Genomic DNA, 22,760 nt, shown 5'->3' on the forward strand with positions numbered 1-22,760 from the left:
TCTTGCGCCATGGGGTCAGTTCCGGATAGGAACTGATTCGAGGTCAGGTAAGTTCCCAAAAGAGACTCACTGGAGGATGGGCATCGCATGAGCGAGACGCCGACGGTCCCGGAGCACGATCTCCACCGCACTCACCGCGCGACCACGCCTCCGGCCGTCTTCTGGCGCTACTGGGCCGCTGCCACCGTCAGCGACGCGGGCACAGCCGTCACCGCCCTCGCTCTTCCCCTGGTCGCTCTCACAGTCCTCGACGTCACGGCGTTACAGGCCGCCCTGCTCGCCGCCGCCGGACAGATCTCCTGGCTGCTGCTCAGCCTCCCGGCCGGAGTGATCGCCCAGCGCGTCCCGCTCCGCAGCCTCCAGGTCACCCTCGATCTCGTACGGTTCGCCGCCGTGGGGTCCCTCCCGCTCGCCTGGTGGCTCGACCGGCTCACCTACCAGCACCTGTTGCTCGCCGCTCTGGTCACCGGCGCCGCGACCGTGCTCTTCGACATCGGCAACTCGACCTTTCTGCCCGCCATCGTCCCGGACCGGCAGCTCGCCGCCCGCAACAGCCTGATGTCCGGCACGCACGCCGTCACCGAGACCGGAGGGCCTTCCGGGGGCGGCCTCCTCGTGCAGGCCGCGGGCCCGGTCGGCGCACTCCTGGTGGACTCGGCCAGCTATCTGCTCTCCGCCGTGCTGCTGCGCACCCTCCCCGAGCGCCGTCCCGCTCCCCGCTCCGGCGACGGCGCCCTCCGGCTGATCCGCGAGGGCTGGACGTATGTGACGCGGCACCCGGTGATGCTGCCCTGCATGCTCTGGGCCACCGCGACGAACTTCGTCTGCGCCGCCCTGGTCGCCCTCACTCCCCTGTACCTGGTCCGGGAGGCCGGACTGACGCCCGGAGAACTCGGCTTGGTGCTCGCCGTGGACGGAGTCGGCGCGCTCGCGGGTGCCGCCGTGGCGGTTCGCCTCACCCGGCGGTTCGGCACGGCCCGGGGCCTCGTCGGTGCGGCGCTGGCCGGGGGCGGTGCCGCCCTGCTGGTCCCGCTGACCACATCCGCCGCCGACGCGTACTGGTTCGCCCTGGGCAACGCCGGCTTCGCCTGCGGCGTCGCCATCGGGTCGATCACCACCCGCACCCACCGCCAGACCGAGTCGCCGCCCGAGCTTCTCTCCCGTGTCATGGCCACCGTCCGCTTCGTCTCCTGGGGCGCCCAGCCCCTCGGCGCCCTCAGCGCCGGCCTGCTCGCCACGTACGCGGGGACGCGCGCGACCCTGTGGACGGTGTGCGCGGCCGCGCTCCTGCCGCCGCTGTATCTGCTCACGGCGCCTGTGGGCCGCCGCCGGGACCTCGTCTGACACGGACGCCCCGGGCGGGGAGCGGTCCCGGCTGGGAATGTCAGTGGCGGGTCGTAGCCTTCGAGCAGATGGGGCGAGTGCCCCGAGGCCTGCGCCGGAGAGGAGCGCGCCGTGACCCGACCGCCGACCGCCGCGCAGCGGCGTGTCATCGACGCCGCCGACCCGGTGACCGGGCGGCTCAGGGGTACGGAGGCGCAGCTCGCCGCGCTGGTGAAGCGCGGGCTGGCCTTCCGGCACCCCCGGCCGCCGCACGATCACTTTCTGACACCGGAGGGGCATCGGATACGGCAGGGCGTGACGGGGACGCCCGAGCCGGCCGCTGAGGCTCCCGCGTCGACGGGGGTGTTCGCGGCGCGCGTCGGGGGTGAGGAGGCGGCGCCGGAGACAGGGCGTCCGGCCCGGCGCCGTGAGGTGCACAGCGCCTGGCAGGGCCTGCTGGAGCTGCGCCGGATGACCAACCCGGACGGGTCCGTGGACCGGCCCTGCGGCTGGGAGCGCACGCATCTGGCGGAGGCCGCCGCGCTCGCCCTGGAGGCGGCCGGGCATCAGCCGTCCGTGCGGGGCTCCGAGGAGGGATACCGGGTGCGGACGACCCCACAGCCGGAGGCCGTGGCCGTGCACGAGCCCGACGGCGAGGCGCTGCGCGCCTGCGCGGCCGTTCTGGAGGGGGCAGGCTGGCAGGTGAGCGACCACCGCGAACCGCGCACCGGAACCCGGTATCTCCTGGCTTCGCCGCGCCGAGCGTGATGGGCATGCCAAGATCGGTGGATCGTTGTGCGCTGCATGAGAGTCCGGTGCGAGAGGGGAATGCCGTGAGCGAGCCGTTTTCCGTCCCTGTGACCGTCCGTGGTTACGAGACCGACGTACAGGGTCACCTCAACCAGAGCGTGTACCTGAACTACGCGGAACACGCCCGCTGGTCACTGCTGCACGCGGCGGGCATCAGCCAGTCCGCACTCACCGGGACCGGCGTGGGCCCGGTCGCCCTGGAGACGACCATCCGCTACAAACGGGAGCTGCTCGCGGGCGACGAGGTCGAGGTGACCTGCGCCTTCGACTGGGGCGGCGGCAAGACCTTCCGCATCGAACAGACCGTCCGCAAGACCGACGGCACGGTGGCCGCCGAGATCACGGCGGTCGGCGGCATCCTCGACCTCAAGGAACGCAGGCTGGTCGCCGACCCCGCGAAGGTCTTCAAGGAACTGGCCTCGGACCCGGGGTTGTTCGGGCTCTAAATGATCAACTCACCGCATCCAGGTACCGGCCGACCCACCCGCTTCGCACTGTCCGCCGTCGTCGCGGGCGGACTTCTGACGGGCTGCGCATCGGACGACAAGTCCCTGACGTATCAGACCGACTACGGCAATCACCGACCCCTGAAGGTCGTCGGCTACCCGTCCGCGGGAAGCCTCGAGACGGTGCAGCAGGCCGTCTGGCGACTCGCGGACGGTGACACCGCCGGGCTGGCGGCACTCGCCGTCGACGACGAGCAGGCCGACGCCACGGCCCGGAACTGGGTCAAGGCCTTCGGCGCCGCCGCCGAGGAGGACGTGACCGCGGACTTCTACGACGAGGGTTCCGTGCGGCAGGTCGTGGTCCTCTACTTCGGCAAGAGCGGCCAGATCAAGGAGATCGAGGCCCGTATCGGCGAGGACGACTCCTGGGGACTCACCCTCGCCGAGCCCGACCCGGCCGAGGCGAAGGCCGAGCCCTCATGGGCCCCGCCGAAGCCGGGCGGCTCCGGTTCCCGCACCTCCGGCGCCCCGTCGGAGGACTGACGGGCCCCTGCCTCGCTCCACCTCTCGCGCCGATCTCAGGGGGCGGCCGGGGCCCGGCTGGTGCCGGTGAGTTCCTCGCCCGCCTCCATGGGATGGGTGACGTCCTGTGCGTCCTTGTTGCCCAGGTGGTTGAAGACCAGGTTGAGCAGGACCGCTGCCACGCATCCGGTCGAGATGCCGGAGTCCAGGACGATCCGGGCCGTCTCCGGGAACGCGTGGTAGAACTCCGGGGCCGTGATGGGGATGATGCCGACGGCCAGGGAGACGGCCACGATCAGGACGTTGTTGTCCTTGTCCAGGCCGGCCCTGACCAGGGTCTGGATACCGCTGGCGGCGACCGAGCCGAACAGGACCACGCCCGCGCCGCCGAGGACGGGGCGGGGCACGACGGCGATCAGGGAGGCGGCCATGGGACAGAGGCCCATCAGCACCAGGAAGCCGCCGCCGGTGGCGACGACATAGCGGCTGCGGATCCTGGTCATGGCGACCAGGCCGATGTTCTGCGCGAAGGCGCTGCACATGAAGCCGTTGAAGAGCGGGCTGATCGCCGAGCCGAGGGTGTCGGCGCGCAGGCCGGCCGCGATGGTCTTCTCGTCGGCCGGGCGGTCGACTATCTCGCCCAACGCCAGCATGTCGGCGGTCGATTCGGTCATCGAGACCACCATGACCACGCAGAGGGAGATGATCGCGGCCAACTGGAACTGCGGGGCGCCGAAGTGGAACGGGGTCGGGAAGCCGATGACGGCCGCGTCCGCGACCGGGCCGAAGTCCGTGGCACCGAACGGGATCGCGATCAGCGTGCCCGCGACCAGGCCGAGCAGCACCGCGATCTGTTTGACGAAGCCGGTGGTGAAGCGGCGCAGGAGCAGCACGATCAGCAGGGTGACGGCGGCCAGCCCCAGGTTGGTCGCCGAACCGTAGTCGTGCGCCGCCGGGTCGGGTCCCTGCGCCCACCCGAAGGCGACCGGGAGGAGGGAGATGCCTATCAGGGTGATGACCGTCCCCGTCACCACCGGCGGGAAGAAGCGAACCGCCTTGCTGAAGAAGGGGGCGGCGATGAATCCCAGGAGTCCGGCGACGATGACCGCGCCGAAGATGATCGGCAGGGCGTCGGACTTGTCCTCGGTGGAGGCGACGATCGCGGTCATCGGGGCGACACCGGCGAAGGTGACGCCGTTGACGAAGGGCAGCCGGGCGCCGATCCTCCAGATGCCCAGGGTCTGCAGGAACGTGGCGAGGCCCGCGGTGAACAGGCAGGCGCCGGTGAGGAAGGTCAGATCGGTGGCGGACAGGCCGATGGCCGCGCCGACGATCAGGGGTGGGGCGACGACTCCGGCGTACATGGCGGCCACGTGCTGGAGGCCGGTCGTCGCCATCTTGAGCGCGGGGAGTTTTTCGTCAACGGGGTGGTCGGCCACGGCGGCGTCCCTCCGGTCGGGTACACGGCCGCGTCGATGGCTGCCGTGGGTGTCAAGGAGGTGGTGCGGGTGGTCGTGCGGGACCGGACGTGCGGATGACGGGAGGACCGTTCCGGGGCGCACGCATCCGCGCGCCCCGGAGACGGCACCGTGGTCCCCGCTCGGGTCCACGGCCACCGGCCGGGAGCCGTCCCTCCCGGCCGGAGTCATCGGGGTGTTCAGCCCTGCGCGGCGATCCTCGCCAGCCGCTGGGCCTCGTCCCGCGTGGAGCGGGCGATGGCGTCCTCGTCGGCCGTGAGCAGCCGCCCGTCCTCGACGATCTGCCGGCCGTCGACGAAGGAGGCGGTGACCGGGGCCGCCGCGCCGAAGACCAGGGCGGTCACGGGGTCGGCGATGGAGGCGTGGGCGACCGTGTCCAGCTTCCACAGGACCAGGTCGGCGAGCTTGCCCGGCTCCAGGGAGCCGGTCTCCGCCGCCCGGCCCAGGACCTGGGCACCGCCGTAGGTGCCCAGGCGCAGGGCCTGACGGGCGTTCAGCGCGGCTTCCCTGTGCGGGCCGAGGCGGTTGATGAGGAGGGCGTTGCGCAGCTCGGTGTGGAGTTCGCCGGACTCGTTCGAGGCGGTGCCGTCGACACCGAGGCCGACCGGAACACCGGCCGCGAGCATGTCGGGGACCCGGGCGATACCGGCCGCGAGGCGGGCGTTGGAGGAGGGGCAGTGCGCGACGCCCGTCCTGGTCCGGGCGAACGCGGCGATGTCGGAGTCGTTCATGTGGACGCAGTGCGCCATCCACACGTCCTCGCCGAGCCAGCCGGTGGACTCGAAGTAGTCGGTCGGGCCCATGCCGAACAGTTCGTGGCAGAACTTCTCCTCCTCCACGGTCTCCGAACCGTGGGTGTGGAGCCGTACGCCGAGCCGGCGGGCGAGCTGGGCCCCGTCCCGCAGCAGTTCGGTGGAGACGGAGAAGGGCGAGCAGGGCGCGACGGCGACCTGGGTCATGGCGTCGAAGGAGGAGTCGTGGTGCTGCCGGACGGTCTCCTCGGTCGCGGCCAGCGCGCCGTCCAGGGTCTCGACGGCGAAGTCCGGGGGCAGGCCGCCGTCCTTCTCGCTGCGGTCCATGGAGCCGCGCGCGAGGGTGAAGCGGACGCCCATGTCGCGGGCGGCGCCGATGATCGCGCCGGACAGGTCGCCGGAGCCCTGCGGGAAGACGTAGTGGTGGTCCATGGCGGTGGTGACTCCGCCGCGGGCCATCACGGCGAGCGAGCCCTGGGCCGCCGCTCGCACCATCGGCTCGTCGATGCGCGCCCAGACCGGGTAGAGCGCGACCAGCCAGTCGAAGAGGTTGTGGTCCGTGGCCAGACCCCGGGTGATCCACTGGTAGAAGTGGTGGTGGGTGTTGACCAGGCCGGGGGTCACGAGATGACCGGAGGCGTCGATACGGCGTACGACGTTCTCCAGGCCCTCGGGGGCCGTGCCCGCGCCGAGCGACTCGATGCGGTTGCCGGCGAGGACGACGTACCCGGAGGCGTACTCGGTGTCGTGCGCGTCGACGGTCGCGATCGCACAGTTCTCGATGACGATGCGCCGGTCTGCTGCCATGGTTCGTCCTTTGCGCTGTTGTGGAGTGGGCACGGCAGGACCCCGGGAGTTTGAGTGCCGCGGCCGGGAGACGGGTTCCCCCGGCCACGGGTGCCGAAAAAGCGGGACGTCAGAGATTGGTGAGGTCCACGGGGATGCGCGGCTCGCAGCCGTCCCGCAGGATCGTCGCCTCGATCAGGCCGTAGGGGCGGTCGGCGGCGAAGTACACCTCATTGTCGTTCTTCAGCCCGAACGGCTCCAGGTCGACCAGGAAGTGGTGCTTGTTCGGCAGGGAGAAGCGGACCTCGTCGATCTCGCCGCGGTTCTCGATGATCCGCGAACCCATCTGGTACAGGGTCTGCTGGAGCGACAGCGAGTACGTCTCGGCGAAGGCCTGGAGCATGTGCCTCTTCGTCTGCTCGTAGGACTTCTCCCAGTGGGGCATGCGCTGGTCGTCGTCGGTCCAGTTGAAGCGCCAGCGGCCGGAGACCTGGGTGGCCAGGATGCGGTCGTAGGCCTCCTTCAGCGTCGTGTACTTGTCCTTGACGTAGCCCCAGAACTCGGAGTTGGTCGAGTTCATCACGACGAGATCCTTCAGACCGGAGATCACCTCCCACGACGAGCCGTCGTAGGTGATCTGCGTGACGCGCGTCTCCTGGCCCTTGCGGACGAAGGAGTGCTTGACCTCGTCGGCGCCGATGAAGCGGGAGTTGGCGTCGGCGGCCTCGATCCGCTCCCAGGCGTACTCCTCGATGCGGATCCGGGCGGTCTTGATCGGCTCCTGCGAGGTGACGAAGTGCCGGGCGAGGTGGATGCCGAACTGCTCGGCGGACTCTATGCCGTGCTCCTTGGCGAACGCGTACACCGTGTTCTTGGTGGTGTCGGTCGGCAGGACGTTGGCGTTGGAGCCGGAGTAGTGGACCTCCTCCATGTCGCCGCTCAGCGACACGGACACGTTCAGGTCCTTGATGTGGTGGGTGGCGCCGTCCCGCGTGATCTTTACGACTCGGTTCTCGGCCTTGCCGTACTGGTTCTGTCCCAGGATCGTGGGCATGTAGCTAGCTCCCTCGGTATACGGAGTAGCCGAACGGGTTGAGCAGCAGCGGCACGTGGTAATGCTCTCCGGGGTTCACGGCGAAGGTGATCGCCACCTCGGGGAAGAACACGGCACCGCTGTCCCGATTCGCGGGGGCGTCCTGCTGCGCATCGGCTTGCTTCTTCTCGAAATACGGCTCCACGGCGAAGTCGAGCCGTACGTGTGTGGTGCCCTCCGGCAGCGCCGGCAGGTCCTTGCACCGCCCGTCCGCGTCGGTCGCGGAGCCGCCGAGGGTCTGCCAGTCCGCGTCCCGGCCCGAGCGGGCGGAGAGCTGGACGGCGACGCCCTCGGCGGGGCGGCCGACGCTGGTGTCCAGGATGTGGGTGGACACGGAGGCGGTGGCGGAGGTGCTCATGCTGCTGTCAGTCCTCTTCGACGAGTCGGGCCAGACGGATGCGGTTGATCTTCCCCAGTTCGGTGCGGACGATCTCCCGCTCCCGCTCCGGCGGGTTGCCGAGCCGTTCCCTGACCGCGTCGCGCATCTGCTCGCCGGTCCGGCCGGTGGCGCAGATCAGGAAGACATGGCCGAACCTCTCCTGGTAGGCGAGGTTCAGCTCCAGCATCTCCGCCTTGAGCGCGTCGGAGGCGCCGGACATGCCGCGCTGTTCCCGGGCCGAGGTGGGGTCGCCGGCCTTGGGGCGGCCGATGGGCGGGTGGCCGGCCATCGCCTCCTCCAGGTCCGCGACCGTCAGGTCCGCCATGGCGGCGTCGCTCGCGGCGTACAGGTCCTCGGGGGTGGCGTAGGGGCGGGCGGTGAGCAGCCGCTTCGCCCACGCCGTGGAGGCGCACGCCTCGTGGAGCGCGACGCGGGCCGCGTGCTCCTCGACGGTGTTGAACCGGGCCAGGCCCGGCGGCGTGGAAGGGGAAGTCACGGGAGCCTCCGTGGCCGGTTACGGCCTTCGTGCTGAACGGGCGTGCCGATAGCTAACGCCCTCCCGCGACGACACGTCAACAGTTTGTTGAAAATTCGCGACGCCGATACGGATGCCGATACGGACGGGGATACGGCGGCCGGTCAGGCGCCCTTCTCGCGGTTCAGGTAGTTGTAGACGGTGAAGCGGCTGACGCCGAGGGCGCTCGCCACGGTCTCCACCCCGTGCCGCACGGAGAAGGCGCCGCGCGCCTCGAGTATCCGTACGACCTCCTGCTTCGCCTTGCGGTCCAGGTCGGCCAGCGGCCCCTTGCGACGCTCCATCGCGGCGAGGATGTGATCGAGGGAGTCGGCGAGCTGCGGCAGCCGTACGGCGACGGCGTCGCTGCCCTCCCAGGCCAGAACGACGTCGTCGGGGCCGGCCTCGTCCGGCGGGATCATCTCCCCGCCCATGGCGTCGACCAGGGGCTTCACGGCCGCGATGAACGGCTCGTCCCCGGCGCCGCTCACGCCTCGCCCTCCTCGGCCACGTTGACCTGGAGCGAGATCCGGGTGGCGCCGGCCTCCAGGGCCTTGCGGAGCAGGGCGTCCACGGCGGTGAGCACCGCGTCGGCACCGCCCTCCGCGGTGTTGCCGAACGGGCCGACGTCCACGGCGTCCAGCTCGGCGGCCTCGACGACCTCGCGGGCCACCAGCGCGTGCGCGGGTGCCTCGTCCAGGTCGAAGGGCTCGGTCGTGAACTCCACTCTCAATCGCACTGCGCCCCCACGGCATCGCCCTGACCTGCATATTCTCTCAGTCCTCCGACCGAGAGGGCACTGAGCGCCGGTGCGCCCAGCCGCTCCGACTCGACCTTAACGCGGCCGGAGCGAGGTTGGGCATATGCGCGATGCCGTCGGCCTGGACCGTGAGCCGGGCCCGGCTCACGGTCCTGACCGTTCCGCGTGGCCGGCCGCGCCTGACCGGAGGTCACCGAACAGACGGCACGCGATCGTCGGCCGCATCCTCCGTACGCAGCCAGATGGTGCGCTGGGGGAACGGGATGTCGATGCCGGCCTCGTCGAGTGCGTCCTTGACCCGGCGGCGCAGTTCGCGGGTGACGGCCCACTGCTGCAGCGGAGTGGTCTTGACGGCGAGGCGCACGATGACACCGTCGGCGTCCAGCGACTGCACGCCCCACACGGCGGGGTCCTCCAGCAGGAGGCCGGCGAAGGCCGGTTCCTGGCGAAGGCCCTGACCGGTCTCCTCCAGTACGCGGTACACGGTGTCGAGGTTGGAGTCGTAGGCCACGGCGACGTCCAGGACGGCACGGGCCCAGTCCTGGCTGTCGTTGCGCACGCGCAGGATCTCGCCGTTGCGGATGTGCCAGAGGCCTCCGTTGAGGTCACGCACATGCGTCAGCCGAAGGCCGACGTGTTCCACTTCCCCGACGGCCTCGCCGAGATCGACCGAGTCACCGACGCCGTACTGGTCCTCGACCATGATCAGCAGACCGGACAGGTAGTCGGCGACCAGGCTCTGGGCGCCGAAGCCGATCGCCAGGCCGACGACGCCGGCGCTGGCCATGAGCGGACCCAGGGCGATGCCCACCTGGTCCAGCACCATGGCGACTCCGACCAGCGACAGGATGATCGTCACCGCACTGCTGAGCACCGAACCGATGGTGCGGGCACGCTGCTCGCGTCGCTGCCGGCCGAGCGACCGGTCACGGTGCAGGACGACGAGACCCCGGCCCGGCGCCCTTGACGGCGTGGCATCGCCCTCACCACCGGCAGGTTCCAGCACGTGGCGCACGACCCGGGTGATGGCTCGCTTGGCCACCCAGCGGACCACTGCCAGGACCGCGATGATGAGCGCGATCCGCAGTGGTATCCCGATGAGCGCCTCGGTGTGGTCCTGCACCCAACCCGACCATGGGGCGGCCAGCTCTGTGCCTGCTGTTGTCAGCACTGGAATGGCTCCGTTCCTCGATGTGGCAGTTCGCGGGCCCCGCCTACCCACAGTCGCGGCAAGCATGATCGCCGACCGCCGGGCGGGACGGACTTTCCGGCAGCCCCTCTTGACAGCCCTCGGGCGCCACGGGCAATCTTCCGTTAAGCAGAAACATGATTCCGCAATACGGAATACCTTCTGGAAGACACGTCGGAAGACAAGGAAGGGAGCGCCGACCCGATGGGATTCGCAGACCAGCGCTTCAACGTCAACCTGTCGATCCTCTTCACGGAGCTCCCCCTCCTGGAGCGCCCCGCTGCCGCCGCCGCGGCCGGCTTCACCGCGGTCGAGCTGTGGTGGCCCTGGACCGACTCACCCGTCCCGGAGCGTTCCGAGCTCGACGCCCTGAAGCGGGCGATCGAGGAGGCGGGCGTCCGGCTCACCGGGCTGAACTTCTACGCCGGGCAGCTCCCGGGCCCGGACCGCGGCGCCCTGTCGATCCCGGGCGAGGAGTCGGAGCGGTTCCGCGCCAACATCGACGTGGCCGCCGACTTCGCCGCCTCCCTGGGCTGCACGGCCCTCAACGCCCTGTACGGCAACCGCGTCGAGGGCGTGGACCCGGCCGAGCAGGACGCGCTCGCGCTGGAGAACCTGACCCTGGCGGCCCGGGCCGCGGACCGGATCGGTGCGGTGCTGCTGATCGAGGCGCTGAACCGGCCCGAGTCACCGCTGTACCCGCTGGTCTCCGCCCCGGCGGCCGTGGACGTCGTCGACAAGGTCAACGAGGCGACCGGCCTGGGCAACGCGCGGTTCCTGATGGACCTCTACCACCTGTCCATGAACGGCGAGGACCTCCCGTCGGTGATCGAGCGGTTCGCCGCGAAGACCGGTCACGTCCAGATCGCCGACAACCCCGGCCGCGGCGCCCCCGGGACGGGCGCGCTCCCCCTCGAAGACCTCCTCGACCGGCTGCGGAAGGCGGGCTACGACGGCTGGGTCGGCCTCGAGTACAAGCCGGGCGACCGCCCGAGCGCCGAGGCCTTCGACTGGCTGCCCCGCTGACCCTCGCACCGAAAGGCACCCCATCATGAGCACCAATCTCGCAGCTTCCCCCCACCCGACCCGCCCGGCGGTTGCCTGGATCGGACTCGGCATCATGGGCTCCCCCATGTCCGAGAACCTGATCAAGGCGGGTTACCAGGTCACCGGCTTCACCCTGGAGCAGGACAAGCTGGACCGTCTCACGGCGGCGGGCGGCACCGCCGCCCCCTCCATCGCCGAGGCCGTGAAGGACGCCGACGTCGTCATCACGATGGTCCCGGCCTCCCCCCAGGTCGAGGCCATCTCCTACGGCCCCGACGGCATCCTGGAGCACGCGAAGTCCGGCGCCCTGCTGATCGACATGTCCTCGATCACGCCGCAGACCTCGGTCGACCTGGCCAAGGCCGCGAAGGACAAGGGCATCCGCGTGCTGGACGCCCCGGTGTCCGGCGGCGAGGCCGGTGCGATCGAGGCCGTGCTGTCCATCATGGTCGGCGGCGAGCAGGCCGACTTCGACACCGCGAAGCCGATCCTCGACGCGCTCGGCAAGACCATCGTGCTGTGCGGCCCGCACGGCTCGGGCCAGACCGTGAAGGCCGCCAACCAGCTGATCGTCGCCGTGAACATCCAGGCGTGCGCCGAGGCCGTGGTCTTCCTGGAGAAGTCCGGCGTGGACCTGAAGGCGGCCCTGGACGTCCTGAACGGCGGCCTCGCCGGCTCGACCGTACTGACCCGCAAGAAGGACAACTTCCTCGGCCGGGAATTCAAGCCGGGCTTCCGTATCGACCTGCACCACAAGGACATGGGCATCGTCACGGACGCCGCCCGCACTGTCGGCGCGGCCCTGCCCGTCGGCGCCGTGGTCGCGCAGCTGGTCGCGAGCCTGCGCGCGCAGGGCGACGGCGGCCTGGACCACTCGGCGCTGCTGCGGGCCGTGGAGCGGCTGTCCGGCGCCCAGGTCTGATCCCCGTACGCCCGTAACCCTCTCTGTAACCCCGTGACCCCTCGGGGTCTCCCGGACCCCGGGCGGCGCCGCCGCTGACACCTGTCCTGTCGCGCCCAAAGGGCGGCGCCGCCCGGCTCAGCCCTATCCACCACTTCAACAAACTGTTGACGCTCGGTTCACCCCGACCCTAGGCTCCACGAAGCGGAAACACTTTTCCGCTGCCCTCTCGTATCGGAAGGTCACGATGTCGCAGCGCGTGCTCACCACCGAGTCCGGCGCCCCCGTCGCCGACAACCAGAACTCCGCCACCGCCGGCGCCGGCGGCCCGCTTCTGCTCCAGGACCAGCATCTGCTGGAGAAGCTGGCGCGCTTCAACCGCGAGCGCATCCCGGAGCGTGTGGTGCACGCCCGTGGCTCGGGCGCCTACGGCCACTTCGAAGTGACCGACGACGTCACGGAGTTCACGTACGCCGACTTCCTGAGCACCGTCGGCAGGCGCACCGAGGTGTTCGTGCGCTTCTCCACCGTGGCCGACTCGCTCGGCGGCGCGGACGCGGTGCGCGACCCGCGTGGCTTCGCGGTCAAGTTCTATACGGAGGAGGGCAATTACGACCTCGTCGGGAACAACACCCCGGTGTTCTTCATCAAGGACCCGATCAAGTTCCCCGACTTCATCCACTCGCAGAAGCGCGACCCGTTCACGGGCCGTCAGGAGCCGGACAACGTCTGGGACTTCTGGGCGCACTCCCCCGAGGCGACGCACCAGGTGACCTGGCTGATGGGCGACCGCGGCATCCCGGCCTCGTACCGGCACATGAACGGCTACGGCTCGCACACCTACCAGTGGACGAACAGCGCGGGCGAGGCCTTCTTCGTCAAGTACCACTTCAAGACCAACCAGGGCATCCGCTCCCTCAGCGCCGAGCAGGCCGCCGAGACCGTCGGCAGGGACGCGAACTCCCACCAGACGGATCTGCTCCAGGCCATCGAGCGGGGCGTGCGTCCGTCCTGGACCCTCTACGTCCAGCTCATGCCCGCGGCGGAGGCGGACGGCTACCGCTTCAACCCGTTCGACGTGACCAAGGTCTGGCCGCACCAGGACTACCCGCTGCGGCGGGTGGGCCGGCTGGTGCTGGACCGCAACCCGGACAACGTGTTCGCGGAGGTCGAGCAGGCCGCGTTCTCCCCGAACAACTTCGTGCCCGGCATCGGTCCCTCGCCCGACAAGATGCTCCAGGGCCGCCTGTTCGCCTACGCGGACGCCCACCGCTACCGCCTGGGCGTCAACCACACGCAGCTGGCCGTCAACGCGCCCAAGGCCACGACCGCGCGGAACTACGGCCGCGACGGCCTCATGGCGTCGAACTCCCAGGGCCGCGCGGCGAAGAACTACGAGCCGAACTCCTACGACGGCCCGGCCGAGACCGGCCGCCCGCTGTCGGCACCGCTGGCGGTCGACGGCCACACGGGCACCCACGCGGCGCCCCTCCACACCAAGGACGACGACTTCTTCCAGGCCGGCGAGCTGTACCGGCTGATGTCCGCCGAGGAGAAGTCCCGGCTGATCGCGAACATCGCCGGCGGCCTCTCCCAGGTCTCCCGCGACGACGTGATCGAGAAGAACCTCGCGCACTTCCACGCCGCCGACCCCGAGTACGGGCGGCGCGTGGAAGAGGCGGTCCGCGCTCTGCGCGAGGACTGAACTCCCTGACCGTGTCCGACCGCGCGGGGCGACCCGGATGAGGGGTGGTCGCCCCGGGCACGGACGCGGGCAGGGTGTGGACCGCGGCGGCTGCGAGCCAGTGCGGTGGTGAAGGACCGGGAGCGGGCTTCTCGACCCGAGGGAAGACCGCTCCGGGCCCCTTCGCACCGCCGCGGTCCCAGCACCTCTCCCCTCCCTCCCCTCACAGACCCCGTCCGGCGGCGCGAATGTCCTGTCGCGCCCAGCCTCGCGCCGTCGGACGGCCAGCCCGTCAGGGTGCGGAACAGGTGCGTCCGCAGGAGCCTGAAGACATGGCACCTTCCACCCAGCATCCGCATGTCGTGGTCCACTCCCCCGCCCTGGACGGATCCCGCCGGGTCACCCTGGGCGAGGAACCCCTGGGCGTCGCCACCCACGCCGACGACGTCGCCGAGATCCTGCGGCTGGCCGACCTGTACGTCACCGACGTCGCGGAGAGCGACCTCGTCGAGTGGCAGGGCGGCGGCCCGGACGACTGGCCGGGACTGTCGGAGCACCACGACGCGTGACCACGCCTACGGCAGCGGTCGTAGGCCCCGTACGGCATCCTCAAATAGACCTCTGAACCCGGCCCCGGGGGCTTCAACCGCCCCCGGGGCCGGGCACATTCTCGTCACACGGGGGCCCGTCGGCACGGGGGCGGCGGACCCCGTCACGGGGGTGGAGCCATGAGCGACGGTACGGCGGTCCGGCTGGAGCCGCACGAGATCGCACTGCTGGGGGAAGGCCCGCGGGCCGCCGTCACCGTCGCCGTGGTGGATCTGTATCTGCGGGGTCTGGTGGTGGCCGACCGGCCGGGGACGATACGGAGGGGCATCGCGGACCTCGTGCCCGCGGAGCGGCCGCCGTCGCCCTTGGCGCAGGCGGTGCACACATCCCTGCGCGAGCCCGCCGGGCCGCGGACGCTGGTGAAGGACCCGGACATCAGGATCGCGCTGGCCCTGATGCGCATCCCCCTCGCGGGGGCGGGCCTGCTGCGCTATCCGCTGCTCGGTCCGACGCGCTCCGCCCGACGCCATGTGCGGGAGCTGCGGCAGAGCCATCCGCTGCCGACGAGCAGGCGCGGCCTGACCGACGACGAGCGGCTGCTGGCCGTCGCCCTGCACGGCGAGCCGGCCCTGCATCTGCTGGTGCCGCGCTTCGCCCTGCGGGCGGGGCTGGTCCGCCGGGCCGAGGTGGGCGGCAGGAGCCTCCTCAAGAACTCACCGCGCGGCAGGGGCGGCGGAGGCGGGGGTTACCACTACTGCGGTGGGGGTGGCGGCGGGGGCGGATGCGGAGGCGGCGGAAGCTGACCGGAACGTACAAGGGGCGGCCCGTCCGAATGGACGGGCCGCCCTCTGCTCGTACGCGCTCCTGCCGCGTCAGACCTTCAGCGTCTTGATCGACGTCGGCGCGTGCCCGGGCTCGGTCGCGATCTCCTCGAACTCCACGACATTGCCGATGTCGTTGGTCGTCGACATGGAGATGTTGGTGACCCGCTCCAGGATCGCCTCGACGACCACCGGGACCCGGTACTCCGCGGCGAGCTTCTTGGCCTGCTCGAAGGCGGCTCCCAGCTCGGCGGGGTCGGTGACGCGGATCGCCTTGCAGCCGAGGCCCTCGGCGACCCTGACGTGGTCGACGCCGTAGACGCCGAGCTCCGGGGCGTTGATGTTCTCAAACTCCAGGTTGACCTGGAAGTCGATGTCGAACGCCCGCTGCGCCTGGCGGATCAGGCCCAGGTAGGAGTTGTTCACGAGGACATGGACGTAGGGGATCTTGTGCTGCGCGCCGACGGCCAGTTCCTCCAGCATGAACTGGAAGTCGTAGTCGCCGGAGAGCGCCACGACGGACGCCTCCGGGTCGGCCTTGGCGACGCCGAGCGCGGCCGGGACGGTCCAGCCGAGCGGGCCGGCCTGACCGCAGTTGATCCAGTGGCGCGGCCGGTAGACGTGGAGCATCTGGGCGCCGGCGATCTGCGAGAGGCCGATGGTGGAGACATAGCGGGTCTCCGGGCCGAAGGCCTTGTTCATCTCCTCGTAGACGCGCTGCGGCTTGATCGGGATGTCGTCGAAGTGCGTACGGCGCTGGAGCGTCGCCTTCCGCTCCTGGGCGGAGGCGGCCCACGCGGTGCGGTCGGGCAGCTTGCCTTCTGCCTTCAACTCCTTCGCCACCTCGACGAACAGTGCCAGCGCGGCCTTGGCGTCGGAGGCGATGCCGTAGTCCGGGGCGAAGATCTTGCCGATCTGGGTGGGCTCGATGTCGACGTGGACGAACTTCCGCCCGGCCGTGTAGACGTCGAGCTTGCCGGTGTGGCGGTTGGCCCAGCGGTTGCCGATACCGAGGACGAAGTCGGACTCCAGGAAGGTCGCGTTGCCGTAGCGGTGCGAGGTCTGGAGGCCGACCATGCCGGCGTTCAGCTCGTGGTCGTCGGGGAGGAGGCCCCAGCCCATCAGGGTGGGGACCACCGGGGTGCCGGTCAACTCGGCGAATTCGACGAGCAGTTCCGCCGCGTCGGCGTTGATGATCCCGCCGCCGGCGACGATCAGCGGCCGCTCCGACTCGTTGAGGAGCGTGATCGCCTTCTCGATCTGGGGGCGGGTCGCGGCCGGCTTGTAGACCGGGAGCGGCTCGTACGTCTCCGGGTCGAACTCGATCTCCGTGAGCTGGACGTCGATCGGCAGGTCGATGAGGACCGGCCCGGGCCGGGCGGAGCGCATCAGGTGGAAGGCCTGCTGGAAGACGCCGGGGACCTGCGCGGCCTCCAGGACGGTCACGGCCATCTTTGTGACCGGCTTGGCGATCGAGGCGATGTCGACGGCCTGGAAGTCCTCCTTGTGGATCACGGCGGTCGGGGCCTGGCCGGTGACGCACAGGATCGGGATGGAGTCGCCGGTCGCGGAGTAGAGGCCCGTGATCATGTCGGTGCCGGCCGGGCCCGAGGTGCCGATGCAGACGCCGATGTTGCCCGGGTGGGTGCGGGTGTAGCCCTCGGCCATGTGCGAGGCGCCCTCGACGTGCCGGGCGAGGGTGTGGGCGATGCCGCCGGAGGCCTTGAGGGCCGCGTAGAAGGGGTTGATCGCCGCGCCCGGGACACCGAACGCGTCGGTCACGCCCTCGCGCTTGAGGATCTCAACTGCCGCGCGGGCAGCGGTCATTCGAGCCATCGAGTACTCCTGCTTCGGCTGTCGGATTCGCACTCCCGTCGCGCCCCGCGGTGAGCTCTTCCGTATTGTGGAAAATATTTTCTACGATCTGGAATTAATGTAAGTGGGGCTGCCGAAGGCCGTCAAGGAGCACGATGGATCCGCTGTCCCGACGCGACGCGGTTCTGGAGAGACATGGCCGAGACCGTCCCGGTGCGCTGCCCGGCCTGCCGGCGCGAGCACCGCTACACGGCTCCGGCGTACCCCTGTGTGTGCGGGGCGCCGGTCGCCCCGCGCCTGGACCACCGCCGTCCGGCGACGCCCGTCTCCCATCGCGTGTGGCAGGAGGACTGGGTGACGGTGCGCTGCGCGTCCTGCGGCCGGAGCGGGGAGTGGCCGCGTCCGGAACTGGGGTGCGGATGCGGGACGGTGCTGCGGGTGCCGGTGGCGGAGGGGCGGGGAGTAACCGGCCGGGATGGCGATGCCTCCCGGCAGTCCACGCCGGACGCACCGGACGCGGCGGCCGCCACCGCCATCACAGGCGCCGCTGCTGCTGCCGCCGCTGATGCCGCTGCCGTCAGGCCTCCCTTCCGGTCCGTCACCATCCGCACCGCGCGCGACGCCGTCACGGCCGCCGCGCTGTATCTGCGCTGGCTCGGCTACCGGGGCGTACGCCGGGCCGACCAGCGTCCCCCGTCCGGCATCGGCCTCGCCGCCCGCGGCGTCCTCGCGCAGGTCGACCCGGCGGTGCGCCCCGCGACACTGCGGGACGTGGAGTGCCTGTGGCTGGCGGCCATGACGGAGTCGGCGGACTGCCTCTACTTCTCCCTCGCCGGGTACGCGGACGACGCCCGGGCCCGCGCCGACGCCCTGGGCATCCCCCTGTTCGTCCTCGACCTCACCGGCACACCGCGCCCGGTGAACGCCCCGGCCGAGGCGCTGGCCACCACCGGCACCGGAAAATCGGCCCCCTGACCACACCACCGCGCCGCATACTCACAGCATGCGCACCCGCATCCGCCCCGCGGCATCCGCCGAACTCCCCGCCCTCCAGGACATCGAACGCGCCGCCGGAGCCCCCTTCCGCGACCTCGGCATGCCGGAGATCGCCGACGACGAACCGCCCGGGCTCGACGTACTGGAGCGCTACCGCCGGTCCGGCCGCTGCTGGGTCGCGGTGGACGAGCGGGACCACCCGGTCGCATACCTCCTCGCCGAACCCGTGGACGGCGCGCTGCACATCGAGCAGGTCTCGGTCCACCCGCGTGCCGCACGCCGCGGCGTGGGCCGAGACCTCCTGGCCCACGCCGCCGACCGGGCCCGCGAGGAGGGCCTGACCGCCCTGACGCTGACCACCTTCACGGAGGTCCCATGGAACGCCCCTTATTACGCCCGCCTCGGCTTCCACCCCCTGACCGAGCCCGACCTCACCCCCGGCCTCCGCGCGATCCGCACGACAGAGGCCGAACACGGCCTGAACCGCTGGCCACGGGTATGCATGCGCGCACCGCTGTGACCTACCCCTGCCCGTCCGAGAACCTCTCCCGCAGCTCCACCTTGCGTACCTTCCCGGACACCGTCATCGGGAAGGAGTCGAGGATCTGAAGCCTGCTCGGGATCTTGTAGTGGGCCAACTGCCCCTCGCAGAAGGACCGTACGTCGTGCAGGGTCGGCGGGGCGGCCGGGTCGTGGGGGATGACGCAGGCCAGGACCTCCTCGCCGTAGTGGTCGTGCGGGATGCCCACGACCTGGACGTCCTGGATGCTCGGGTGGCCGTAGAGGAACTCCTCGATCTCGCGGGGGTAGATGTTCTCCCCGCCCCGGATGATCATGTCCTTGATGCGGCCGACGATCTCGACATAGCCGTCCTCGCGCATCACGGCGAGGTCGCCGGTGTGCATCCAGCGGCCCGCGTCGATGGCCTCGGCGGTCTTCTCCGGCTCGTTCCAGTAGCCGAGCATCACGCTGTAGCCGCGGGTGCACAACTCGCCCGCCGTGCCCCGGGGTTGTGTCACGCCCGTCGCGGGATCGACGACCTTGACCTCGATGTGCGGCAGGACCCGGCCCACGGTGCCCGTGCGGTGCTCCAGGTCGTCGTCCCGCCGGGTCTGGAGGGACACCGGGGAGGTCTCGGTCATGCCGTAGCAGATGGAGACCTCCGCCAAGTGCATCTCGGCGACCACCCGCTTCATCACCTCGACCGGGCAGGGCGAGCCCGCCATGATGCCGGTGCGCAGGGAGGAGAGGTCGTACGCCGCGAAGCCGGGGAGGTTCAGCTCCGCGATGAACATGGTCGGGACGCCGTAGAGCGAGGTGCAGCGCTCCTGCTGGACCGCGTCCAGGGTGGCCTTCGGGTCGAAGGACGGGGCGGGGATGACGATGCAGGCGCCGTGCGAGGTGGCGGCCAGATTGCCCATCACCATGCCGAAGCAGTGGTAGAAGGGGACGGGCACGCACACCCGGTCCTGCTCGCTGTAGGCGATCGACTCGCCCACGAAGTACCCGTTGTTGAGGATGTTGTGGTGTGAGAGGGTCGCGCCCTTGGGGAAGCCCGTCGTGCCCGACGTGTACTGGATGTTGATCGGGTCGTCGCAGGACAGCTCCGGGAACCGGGACCGGGCGTCCGGGGTGGCCCGTCCCAGCAGCGCCTCCCAGCTCGGGTCGCCGACGTACACGACCTCGCGCAACTCGGCGCACCTGTCCCGTACTTGCCCGACCATCGCCCGGTAGTCGCTCGCCTTGTGGCTGACGGAGGCGAACAGCAGGGACACACCGGCCTGCTTGAGGACGTACTCGACCTCGTGCGTGCGGTAGGCCGGGTTGATGTTCACCATGATCGCGCCGATGCGGGCGGTGGCGTACTGGACGAGCACCCACTCGGGGCAGTTCACCGCCCAGATGCCCACCCGGTCGCCCTTGGCGACACCGGAGGCGTGCAGCGCGGACGCCAACTCGTCGACGGCTGAGCCGAATTGCGCGTACGTCCAGCGCCTCCCGGACGGGACGTCGACCAGTGCCTCGCGCTCCGGCCAGGCGGCCACCGCCCGGTCCAGGTTGGCCCCGATCGTGTCGCCGAGCAGGGCCGTCCCGCCGGTTCCATGGCTGTACGACGTCACCGGAAGTCCTCCTCGCGGTACTCGGCGTCCGACCCGGCCGCCGTGGCCTCGCGCAGCTCGATGCGGCGGATCTTGCCGGAGACGGTCTTGGGCAGCGCGCCGAACTCCAGACGGCGGATGCGCTTGTAGGGGGCCAGGGCCTCCCGGGAGTGCTCGAACAGCACCTTCGCGGTGTCCGGACCGGGCTCCCAGCCCTCGGCCAGGACGACGTACGCCTTCGGCACGGCGAGGCGCAGCTCGTCCGGCGCGGGGACGACCGCCGCCTCCGCCACGGCCTCGTGCTCCAGCAGCGCGCTCTCCAGCTCGAAGGGCGAGATCTTGTAGTCACTCGCCTTGAAGACGTCGTCCGCGCGGCCGACGTAGGTGATGTAGCCGTCCTCGTCGCGGGCGCCGATGTCGCCGGTGCGGTAGTAGCCGCCGGCCATCGACTCCGCCGTCCGGTCCGCGTCGCCGTGGTAGCCGGTCATCAGGCCGACCGGGCTCTCCGACAGGTCGAGGGCGATCTCCCCCTCGCTCGCGCCCGGGGCGCCCGAGACGGGGTCCAGCAGTTCGACGCGGTAGCCGGGGCTGGGCCGGCCCATCGAGCCGGTCTTGAGGGGCTGTCCGGGGCTGTTGGCGACCTGTACGGCCGTCTCGGTCTGGCCGAAGCCGTCCCGGATGGTGACGCCCCAGGACCGGCGGACCTGCTCGATGACCTCCGGGTTGAGCGGTTCACCGGCGGCGACGACCTCGCGCGGGCGGGTGCGCAGCTGAGTCAGGTCGGCCTGGATGAGCATGCGCCACACGGTCGGCGGGGCGCAGAAGGTCGTGACGCCGGCCCGGTCCATCTCCGCCATGAGACGGGCCGCGTCGAAGCGCGTGTAGTTGTACAGGAAGACGGTCGCCTCGGCGTTCCAGGGGGCGAAGAGGTTGGACCAGGCGTGCTTGGCCCAGCCCGGGGAGGAGATGTTCAGATGCACGTCGCCTGGCTTGAGGCCGATCCAGTACATCGTCGACAGGTGCCCGATCGGGTACGAGGTGTGGGTGTGCTCGACGAGTTTGGGCCGGGCGGTGGTGCCCGAGGTGAAGTAGAGCATCAGCGGGTCGTCGGCCCGGGTCGGGGCGTCGGGGGCGAAGTCGGCGGGGGCTCCGTACGCGTCCTCCAGCGGCAGCCAGCCCTCGGGGGCCGTACCTGCCGCGATGCGTGTGTAGTCGCCGGAGACCTCGGCGAACTTGCCGGTGTCCTCCGGGCGCGCGATGACATGCCGGACCCGGCCGCGGTCGACACGGTCGCGCAGGTCGGCCGGGCCGAGCAGCGGCGTGGCCGGGATGACCACCGCGCGCAGCTTCATCGCCGCGAGCGCGGTGATCCACAGTTCGGCCTGGTTGCCGAGCATGACGAGGATCCGGTCCTCGGCGCGCACGCCCCGGGCGCGCAGCCAGTTGGCGAACTGGGCCGAGCGCACGGACATCTCCCCGAAGGACAGCCGGGTCTCGCGGCCGTCCTCCTCGACGATGTGCAGGGCGGTGCGGGCGTTGCCCTCCGCGATCTCGTCGAACCAGTCGAGCGCCCAGTTGAAGTACTCGGGACGGGGCCAGCGGAAGCCGTCGTAGGCCGTGGCGTAGTCCTCGCGGTGTTCCAGCAGGAAGTCCCGCGCCTCGCGGAACATCTCCGTCGCCGATGTCATCTGTCCTCCTGAGTACCGGACCATTGCCGGGCGGCTCCCAACCATCGTGTAATCCGTGATGCAGGACTCACTACCCCCGAACGGGGGGTGCGCCCGCACAGGAGCCGTAGTGAAGGGGCGAACAGGTGACAGCAGACGCGTCCGACGCCGTCGAGATACGCAACGCGCTGCTGCGTCTGCGGCGCGCCACCGGTCTCCCCGTCGCCTTCGGCGGCCTGCTGGAGGCCGGGCGGCGGATGCGCATCAGCGAGCTGAGCGGCACGGCGACGGACGCCTTGCGTTCCCTCGCGGTGACGTCCGGGAACGGGCTGGGCGGCAAGACGGTGGTGCTGGCCCGGCCGTGCGTGGTGACGGACTACTCGGTGTCGCGGCAGATCAGCCACGAGTACGACGCCCCGGTGGCCGTGGAGGGGCTGCGCTCGGTGCTGGCCGTGCCGGTGGTCGTACGGCACGGGGTGCGCGGGGTGCTGTACGGGGCGCTGCGGACGGCCCTGCCCCTGGGCGGGCGCATGCTGGAAGCAGCGGTCGAGGCGGCGCGGGACGTGGAGCGGGCCCTGGTCATGCGGGACGAGGCACGGACCCTCGCCGCCGGGGGCGGGGCGGGCGCGGGCTGGGAGCAGGTGCGGGAGGCGCACGCGGCGCTGCGGGCGCTGGCCCCGAAGATCGCGGACCCGGAGCTGCGGGACGAGCTGCTGGAGGCGTGTGCGCTGCTGACGGCCGGATCCGCCTCGCCCGCCAGGGTCCGGCCGGCGCCTCGGGAGGTGGATGTGCTGGCGTGTGTCGCAGCGGGGGCCACGAACGCGGTCGCCGCCGAGCGGCTGGGCGTGACGCCCGAGACCGTCAAGGGGTATCTGCGGTCGGCCATGCGGAAGCTGCGGGCGCGGACCCGGGGCGAGGCTGTGGTCGCCGCGCGTCGGGCGGGATGGTTGCCGTAGGTTTGTGATGTTTTCGGATATGCAGGTTCGTTCGATATACCGAAGGCTTCCCGACGGGGCGCCTACGGCGTCTGCCGCCGCATTCGGGGGCCCAATGAATTCGCCCGGCGGCGTAGGCTGTTATTTCCCTCACCACGCCGTCCGTCCGAAATTCAAAGGGCTGTTGCCTAATA

The 22,760-nt window shown here is 70.8% G+C and carries 23 protein-coding genes; 12 read left to right on the plus strand and 11 right to left on the minus strand.

What is annotated here, in order from left to right; genetic code table 11:
• Positions 1 to 87: 87 nt before the first annotated feature.
• From NNW99_RS06165 to NNW99_RS06180, 4 genes are all read left to right on the plus strand, one after another.
• On the plus strand, positions 88 to 1,344 hold the full coding sequence (locus tag NNW99_RS06165) for an MFS transporter (protein WP_215117679.1): 1,257 nt from the start codon (positions 88 to 90) through the stop codon (positions 1,342 to 1,344).
• A gap of 111 nt (positions 1,345 to 1,455) precedes the next feature.
• Complete coding sequence (locus tag NNW99_RS06170) at positions 1,456 to 2,091, plus strand: hypothetical protein (RefSeq protein WP_215117680.1); 636 nt, start codon at positions 1,456 to 1,458, stop codon at positions 2,089 to 2,091.
• A 65-nt stretch (positions 2,092 to 2,156) separates the two neighbouring features.
• Positions 2,157 to 2,579 carry a thioesterase family protein gene (locus NNW99_RS06175; protein ID WP_215117681.1) on the plus strand — a complete coding sequence of 141 codons (423 nt, stop codon included), beginning with the start codon at positions 2,157 to 2,159 and terminating at the stop codon, positions 2,577 to 2,579.
• A complete protein-coding gene (locus NNW99_RS06180) occupies positions 2,580 to 3,122 on the plus strand; it encodes a hypothetical protein (protein ID WP_215117682.1) in 543 nt (180 codons plus the stop codon).
• 35 nt (positions 3,123 to 3,157) lie between these two features.
• On the opposite strand, the gene NNW99_RS06185 is transcribed toward NNW99_RS06180, so the two are convergent.
• The 8 genes from NNW99_RS06185 to NNW99_RS06220 form a co-directional block, all read right to left on the minus strand.
• On the minus strand, positions 3,158 to 4,540 hold the full coding sequence (locus NNW99_RS06185) for a nucleobase:cation symporter-2 family protein (RefSeq protein ID WP_215117683.1): 1,383 nt from the start codon (positions 4,538 to 4,540) through the stop codon (positions 3,158 to 3,160).
• Positions 4,541 to 4,758: 218 nt separating this feature from the next.
• The gene (locus NNW99_RS06190) at positions 4,759 to 6,138 is read right to left on the minus strand and encodes an 8-oxoguanine deaminase (RefSeq protein ID WP_215117684.1); all 1,380 of its coding nucleotides are present in this window, start codon (positions 6,136 to 6,138) and stop codon (positions 4,759 to 4,761) included.
• A 109-nt stretch (positions 6,139 to 6,247) separates the two neighbouring features.
• A complete protein-coding gene (pucL, locus tag NNW99_RS06195) occupies positions 6,248 to 7,171 on the minus strand; it encodes a factor-independent urate hydroxylase (protein ID WP_215117685.1) in 924 nt (307 codons plus the stop codon).
• A gap of 4 nt (positions 7,172 to 7,175) precedes the next feature.
• Positions 7,176 to 7,568: a hydroxyisourate hydrolase gene (gene uraH, locus NNW99_RS06200; protein ID WP_215117686.1), complete on the minus strand. Its 393-nt coding sequence runs from the start codon at positions 7,566 to 7,568 to the stop codon at positions 7,176 to 7,178.
• A 7-nt stretch (positions 7,569 to 7,575) separates the two neighbouring features.
• Positions 7,576 to 8,085 carry a 2-oxo-4-hydroxy-4-carboxy-5-ureidoimidazoline decarboxylase gene (uraD, locus tag NNW99_RS06205; protein ID WP_215117687.1) on the minus strand — a complete coding sequence of 170 codons (510 nt, stop codon included), beginning with the start codon at positions 8,083 to 8,085 and terminating at the stop codon, positions 7,576 to 7,578.
• Between the two features lie 143 nt (positions 8,086 to 8,228).
• The gene (locus NNW99_RS06210; RefSeq protein WP_189721355.1) at positions 8,229 to 8,594 is read right to left on the minus strand and encodes a helix-turn-helix domain-containing protein; all 366 of its coding nucleotides are present in this window, start codon (positions 8,592 to 8,594) and stop codon (positions 8,229 to 8,231) included.
• Positions 8,591 to 8,842 carry a hypothetical protein gene (locus NNW99_RS06215; protein WP_184588829.1) on the minus strand — a complete coding sequence of 84 codons (252 nt, stop codon included), beginning with the start codon at positions 8,840 to 8,842 and terminating at the stop codon, positions 8,591 to 8,593. The genes NNW99_RS06210 and NNW99_RS06215 overlap by 4 nt, the downstream gene beginning before the upstream one ends.
• A gap of 211 nt (positions 8,843 to 9,053) precedes the next feature.
• Complete coding sequence (locus tag NNW99_RS06220; RefSeq protein ID WP_251057723.1) at positions 9,054 to 9,986, minus strand: mechanosensitive ion channel family protein; 933 nt, start codon at positions 9,984 to 9,986, stop codon at positions 9,054 to 9,056.
• A 270-nt stretch (positions 9,987 to 10,256) separates the two neighbouring features.
• Here NNW99_RS06220 and NNW99_RS06225 point away from each other — a divergent pair, with 270 nt between their 5' ends.
• The 5 genes from NNW99_RS06225 (at position 10,257) to NNW99_RS06245 (ending at position 15,036) form a co-directional block, all read left to right on the plus strand.
• The gene (locus tag NNW99_RS06225) at positions 10,257 to 11,078 is read left to right on the plus strand and encodes a TIM barrel protein (RefSeq protein ID WP_215117689.1); all 822 of its coding nucleotides are present in this window, start codon (positions 10,257 to 10,259) and stop codon (positions 11,076 to 11,078) included.
• Between the two features lie 25 nt (positions 11,079 to 11,103).
• Complete coding sequence (locus NNW99_RS06230) at positions 11,104 to 12,021, plus strand: 2-hydroxy-3-oxopropionate reductase (RefSeq protein WP_215117690.1); 918 nt, start codon at positions 11,104 to 11,106, stop codon at positions 12,019 to 12,021.
• Between the two features lie 226 nt (positions 12,022 to 12,247).
• The gene (locus NNW99_RS06235) at positions 12,248 to 13,705 is read left to right on the plus strand and encodes a catalase (protein ID WP_215117691.1); all 1,458 of its coding nucleotides are present in this window, start codon (positions 12,248 to 12,250) and stop codon (positions 13,703 to 13,705) included.
• A 311-nt stretch (positions 13,706 to 14,016) separates the two neighbouring features.
• Entirely contained in the window at positions 14,017 to 14,253 is a 237-nt protein-coding gene (locus NNW99_RS06240; RefSeq protein ID WP_215117692.1) for a hypothetical protein, read from the plus strand.
• A 159-nt stretch (positions 14,254 to 14,412) separates the two neighbouring features.
• On the plus strand, positions 14,413 to 15,036 hold the full coding sequence (locus NNW99_RS06245) for a TIGR04222 domain-containing membrane protein (protein WP_215117693.1): 624 nt from the start codon (positions 14,413 to 14,415) through the stop codon (positions 15,034 to 15,036).
• A 69-nt stretch (positions 15,037 to 15,105) separates the two neighbouring features.
• Here NNW99_RS06245 and gcl read toward each other — a convergent pair whose 3' ends face one another.
• Positions 15,106 to 16,890, minus strand: coding sequence for a glyoxylate carboligase (gene gcl / locus NNW99_RS06250; RefSeq protein ID WP_215117694.1), 1,785 nt, complete (start codon positions 16,888 to 16,890; stop codon positions 15,106 to 15,108).
• Between the two features lie 174 nt (positions 16,891 to 17,064).
• Here gcl and NNW99_RS06255 point away from each other — a divergent pair, with 174 nt between their 5' ends.
• Positions 17,065 to 17,844: a hypothetical protein gene (locus NNW99_RS06255; RefSeq protein WP_215117695.1), complete on the plus strand. Its 780-nt coding sequence runs from the start codon at positions 17,065 to 17,067 to the stop codon at positions 17,842 to 17,844.
• 28 nt (positions 17,845 to 17,872) lie between these two features.
• Positions 17,873 to 18,385, plus strand: coding sequence for a GNAT family N-acetyltransferase (locus tag NNW99_RS06260; RefSeq protein WP_215117696.1), 513 nt, complete (start codon positions 17,873 to 17,875; stop codon positions 18,383 to 18,385).
• 1 nt (position 18,386) lies between these two features.
• Here NNW99_RS06260 and NNW99_RS06265 read toward each other — a convergent pair whose 3' ends face one another.
• Together NNW99_RS06265 and NNW99_RS06270 are read right to left on the minus strand one after the other, a co-directional pair.
• Positions 18,387 to 19,985 carry an AMP-binding protein gene (locus NNW99_RS06265; RefSeq protein WP_215117697.1) on the minus strand — a complete coding sequence of 533 codons (1,599 nt, stop codon included), beginning with the start codon at positions 19,983 to 19,985 and terminating at the stop codon, positions 18,387 to 18,389.
• Complete coding sequence (locus NNW99_RS06270) at positions 19,982 to 21,652, minus strand: AMP-binding protein (protein WP_215117698.1); 1,671 nt, start codon at positions 21,650 to 21,652, stop codon at positions 19,982 to 19,984. The genes NNW99_RS06265 and NNW99_RS06270 overlap by 4 nt, the downstream gene beginning before the upstream one ends.
• A 125-nt stretch (positions 21,653 to 21,777) precedes the next feature.
• On the opposite strand from NNW99_RS06270, the gene NNW99_RS06275 reads away from it, so the two are divergent.
• The gene (locus NNW99_RS06275; RefSeq protein ID WP_215117699.1) at positions 21,778 to 22,587 is read left to right on the plus strand and encodes a LuxR C-terminal-related transcriptional regulator; all 810 of its coding nucleotides are present in this window, start codon (positions 21,778 to 21,780) and stop codon (positions 22,585 to 22,587) included.
• Positions 22,588 to 22,760 lie beyond the last annotated feature (173 nt).

It is taken from the genome of Streptomyces sp. CRCS-T-1, assembly GCF_024442335.1.
Taxonomy (GTDB): Bacteria; Actinomycetota; Actinomycetes; order Streptomycetales; family Streptomycetaceae; genus Streptomyces; species Streptomyces koelreuteriae.

Coding starts and splice junctions, on each gene's coding strand:
- NNW99_RS06165 (WP_215117679.1), top strand. CDS start 88: ATGAGCGAGACGCCGACGGTCCCGGAGCACGATCTCCACCGCACTCAC.
- NNW99_RS06180 (WP_215117682.1), top strand. CDS start 2,580: ATGATCAACTCACCGCATCCAGGTACCGGCCGACCCACCCGCTTCGCA.
- NNW99_RS06190 (WP_215117684.1), bottom strand. CDS start 6,138: ATGGCAGCAGACCGGCGCATCGTCATCGAGAACTGTGCGATCGCGACC.
- pucL (WP_215117685.1), bottom strand. CDS start 7,171: ATGCCCACGATCCTGGGACAGAACCAGTACGGCAAGGCCGAGAACCGA.
- uraH (WP_215117686.1), bottom strand. CDS start 7,568: ATGAGCACCTCCGCCACCGCCTCCGTGTCCACCCACATCCTGGACACC.
- NNW99_RS06225 (WP_215117689.1), top strand. CDS start 10,257: ATGGGATTCGCAGACCAGCGCTTCAACGTCAACCTGTCGATCCTCTTC.
- NNW99_RS06230 (WP_215117690.1), top strand. CDS start 11,104: ATGAGCACCAATCTCGCAGCTTCCCCCCACCCGACCCGCCCGGCGGTT.
- NNW99_RS06235 (WP_215117691.1), top strand. CDS start 12,248: ATGTCGCAGCGCGTGCTCACCACCGAGTCCGGCGCCCCCGTCGCCGAC.
- NNW99_RS06240 (WP_215117692.1), top strand. CDS start 14,017: ATGGCACCTTCCACCCAGCATCCGCATGTCGTGGTCCACTCCCCCGCC.
- NNW99_RS06245 (WP_215117693.1), top strand. CDS start 14,413: ATGAGCGACGGTACGGCGGTCCGGCTGGAGCCGCACGAGATCGCACTG.
- gcl (WP_215117694.1), bottom strand. CDS start 16,890: ATGGCTCGAATGACCGCTGCCCGCGCGGCAGTTGAGATCCTCAAGCGC.
- NNW99_RS06255 (WP_215117695.1), top strand. CDS start 17,065: ATGGCCGAGACCGTCCCGGTGCGCTGCCCGGCCTGCCGGCGCGAGCAC.
- NNW99_RS06260 (WP_215117696.1), top strand. CDS start 17,873: ATGCGCACCCGCATCCGCCCCGCGGCATCCGCCGAACTCCCCGCCCTC.
- NNW99_RS06270 (WP_215117698.1), bottom strand. CDS start 21,652: ATGACATCGGCGACGGAGATGTTCCGCGAGGCGCGGGACTTCCTGCTG.